We start from the raw sequence: 3,539 nt of genomic DNA, 5'->3' as shown, positions 1-3,539 counted from the left end.
GCCGACGCCTGACGCCTGACGCACGAAGGGCGCGCATCCCGGACGGGGTGCGCGCCCTTCGGCGTATCGGCGCCGCCGCGCCTGTCTGCGGCAGGCCGCGGCAGCGCGGCGGACGGGCGGTCCGCGGCGCGACGCGCCGGTCCAAACGACAACCCGCGTTCCGCGGCGGGGCGACCGGGTCAGGCGGCCTTGATGAACGCCTCGACGGCGTCGGCGACGAGCTGCACGGCGATCGCGGCGAGGAGCAGGCCGGCGATCCGGGTGACGAGGATCGTGCCCGACTCCCCCAGCACGCGATGGATGACGTTCGCGAACCGCATGGCGAGGTAGAGGCAGACGTGCACCGCGAGGACGCCGAGCGCGATGGCCACCCAGTCGGCCGCGGACCCGTCGGACTGCGTCACGAAGACCATGGTCGCGACGATCGCGCCGGGACCGGCGAGCAGCGGCGTGCCGAGCGGGACGAGCGCCACGTTGACGTTCGTGTTGCCCGACGGCTGCGGCTCCTCCATCTTGCCGGTCAGCAGCTCCATCGCGACGAGCAGCAGCAGCAGGCCGCCGGACGCCTGCAGCGCGGGCAGCGAGACGTGCATGTAGCTGAGCAGCGACTGCCCGAACAGCGCGAACGCCACGACGACGCCGAACGCGACGGCGACGGCCTGGCGGGCGGCGCGGTTGCGCTGCACCCGGGACATCGCGCTCGTCAGCCCGAGGAAGATCGGCACGGTCCCCGGGGGGTCCATGATGACGAACAGCGTGATGAACACCGACGCGAACAGGTGCACGTCGAGGACGTCCGACACGCGACCTCCTTATCCTCCGAGCACCGGCAGACGCCCCTGCTCCTCGATCGCCGCCAGGACGTGCGGCTCGGTGAGATTCTCCCCCAGCCGGTTGACCTTCCCGTCCCCGTGGTAGTCGCTCGACCCCGTGACGAGCAGCCCGAGGCGCTCGGCGATCGCCGTGAGGCGCTCGACCTGCGCCGGCGAGTGGTCGCGGTGGTGGACCTCCAGCCCGGCGAGACCGGCGTCGGCGAGCTCCTCGAAGACCTCGTCCGGCACGACCCGCCCGCGCGCGTCGGCGCCGGGGTGCGCGAAGACCGGCACGCCCCCGGCCGCCCGGATCGCCCGCACGGCGGTGGCCGCCGACGGCGCGTAGTGCGGCACGTGGTACGGGCCGTCGGACCGCAGCAGGTGCGCGAACGCCGCCGACCGGTCCGGCACGACGCCCCGCGCGACGAGCGCGTCGGCGATGTGCGGGCGGCCTACCACGACGGCGTCCGCGCTGTGGTCGAGCACGTCCTGCCAGGTGATGGGCACGTCTGCCGCGAGCAGCTCGACCATCGCCTCCGCGCGGTGCACGCGCGAGCGCCGCGACCGCTCGAGCTCGCGATGCAGGGCAGGCGCGTCGGGGTCGTGGAGGTAGGACAGCACGTGCACGCTGATGCCTGCGGACCTCGCGGAGACCTCGGTGCCACGCACGAGCCGCACGCCGTGCCGGGCCGCCGCGTCCGCGGCCTCGTCCCACCCGACCGTCGTGTCGTGGTCCGTCAGGGCGACCACGGCCAGACCCGCCTGCGCGGCCGCCGCGACGAGGTCCCCGGGGGCGTCCGTGCCGTCGGACGCGGACGAGTGGGCGTGCAGGTCGATGCGCATCCGCACACCGTAACCGCGCGACCACGGCGTCCACGGGCCCGGTGCGCAGCGCGCACGCCGCCGGCGCGACCCGACCCCGGGCACGGCCGGACGCCGGGTCGAGCACCTCCGCGGACGCGTCCCGTCGTCGTCGCGCCCGCCGATGGGACAATGGCGCGATGACCACGGAGCCCACGCCCGAGACCGCCACCCCCGCCGTCGACCCGGCTGTCGCGCACGGCGACGAGCAGCCCCTCGCGGACCGCGGCAGCAACCGGTCGCAGCGCCCGGGCTCGGCCGAGTTCCTGCGGTTCGTGACGTCGGGCTGGGGCGAGCGGCCCGCGTCGACGGCGACCCGCAACCCCGCCGCCGACCACACCGAGCGTCGGCGCGCCGCGCTCTCCGCGCACTTCCCCGGCGAGCGGCTCGTGATCCCCGCGGGCACGTTCAAGGTGCGCTCCAACGACACCGACTACCGGTTCCGCCCGCACTCGGCGTTCGCGCACCTCACGGGCCTGGGCGTCGAGCAGGAGCCCGACGCGGTGCTCGTGCTGCACCCCGTCCCGGACGGCGAGGGCGACGGCGGGTCCGGCCACCGCGCGGTGCTCTACCTGCGGCCCCTCGCGGGCCGGGACACCGCGGAGTTCTTCTCCGACTCCCGCTACGGGGAGTTCTGGGTCGGCGCACGGCCCACGCTCGAGGACGTCGAGACCGAGACCGGGATCCGCACCGCGCACCTCGACGACCTGCGCGACGCGCTCGCCAAGGACGCGGGCGCCGACGGCGTGCAGGTCCTCGTCGTGCCGGACGTCGACGAGGCGGTGGAGGAGGTCGTCGAGGAGATCCGCGCGACCGAGGCCGCGGGTGCGCGCGACGAGCGGCTGGCCGAGGCGCTGTCCGAGCTGCGGCTGCTCAAGGACGCGTACGAGGTCGAGCAGATGCGCCTCGCGGTCGACACGACGATCGAGGGCTTCGAGAAGATCGTGCGCGCGCTGCCCGCCGCGCAGGAGCACCGCCGCGGCGAGCGCGTCATCGAGGGCACGTTCGTCGGGCACGCCCGCCAGGAGGGCAACGCCGTCGGGTACGAGACCATCGCGGCCGCGGGCGAGCACGCGACGACGCTGCACTGGATCGACAACGACGGCCCCGTGCGCGCGGGCGACCTCGTCCTCGTCGACGCGGGCGTCGAGGTCGACTCGCTCTACACCGCGGACGTCACGCGCACGCTGCCCGTCGACGGCACGTTCACCGAGGTCCAGCGCCGCGTCTACCAGGCCGTGCTCGACGCCGCCGACGCCGCGTTCGCCGTCGCGAGGCCGGGGACGAGGTTCCGCGACGTGCACGACGCCGCGATGCGCGTCATCGCCGCGCGGCTCGAGGAGTGGGGCCTGCTGCCGATCTCCGCGGAGGACTCGCTCAAGCCCGAGAACCAGCACCACCGCCGGTGGATGGTGCACGGGACGAGCCACCACCTGGGCCTCGACGTGCACGACTGCGCGCAGGCGCGCGCCGAGCTCTACCTCGACGCGGAGCTGCAGCCCGGCATGGTGTTCACGATCGAGCCCGGCCTGTACTTCAAGTCCGACGACCTGCTCGTGCCCGAGGAGTACCGCGGCATCGGCGTGCGGATCGAGGACGACGTGCTCGTCACCGCTGACGGGAACGAGAACCTGTCCGCGGCGCTGCCGCGCGACCCCGACGCCGTCGAGGCGTGGATGCAGGGACTGCTCGGGCGCTGACGCTCAGCGGCCGTCGGCGTCGCCCGCGGGGGGCGTCGGCGGCTGCGGCGCGCTCGTCGTCGGGCCCTGCGGTGCGTCGGTCGGGGGCACCGGCGGCTGGGGCTCGGGCACGTGGGGCGCCGGCGGCGCGACGGGCGGCACGCTCGGTGACGCAGCGGGCTGGGTG

3 protein-coding genes are annotated in these 3,539 nt (G+C 75.0%); 1 reads left to right on the top strand and 2 read right to left on the bottom strand.

Annotated features, from left to right (window positions below):
- Positions 1–179: 179 nt before the first annotated feature.
- Together CTKZ_RS11960 and CTKZ_RS11955 are read right to left on the bottom strand one after the other, a co-directional pair.
- Entirely contained in the window at positions 180–803 is a 624-nt protein-coding gene (locus CTKZ_RS11960) for a MarC family protein (RefSeq protein WP_124343159.1), read from the bottom strand.
- Between the two features lie 9 nt (positions 804–812).
- Positions 813–1,655, bottom strand: a complete 843-nt coding sequence (locus CTKZ_RS11955; protein WP_124343158.1) for a PHP domain-containing protein — start codon at positions 1,653–1,655, stop codon at positions 813–815.
- A gap of 158 nt (positions 1,656–1,813) precedes the next feature.
- On the opposite strand from CTKZ_RS11955, the gene CTKZ_RS11950 reads away from it, so the two are divergent.
- A complete protein-coding gene (locus tag CTKZ_RS11950; protein WP_124343157.1) occupies positions 1,814–3,373 on the top strand; it encodes an aminopeptidase P family protein in 1,560 nt (519 codons plus the stop codon).
- Positions 3,374–3,539 lie beyond the last annotated feature (166 nt).

It is taken from the genome of Cellulomonas algicola (assembly GCF_003851725.1).
GTDB classification, from domain to species: Bacteria; Actinomycetota; Actinomycetes; order Actinomycetales; family Cellulomonadaceae; genus Cellulomonas; species Cellulomonas algicola.
Note: the sequence above shows the minus strand (reverse complement) of the source record. Positions and strands in the feature narration are given on the sequence as shown.

Excerpts from the sequence above, each read along its gene's own strand:
- CTKZ_RS11950 (WP_124343157.1), top strand. The coding sequence starts at position 1,814 with ATGACCACGGAGCCCACGCCCGAGACCGCCACCCCCGCCGTCGACCCG.
- CTKZ_RS11955 (WP_124343158.1), bottom strand. The coding sequence starts at position 1,655 with ATGCGCATCGACCTGCACGCCCACTCGTCCGCGTCCGACGGCACGGAC.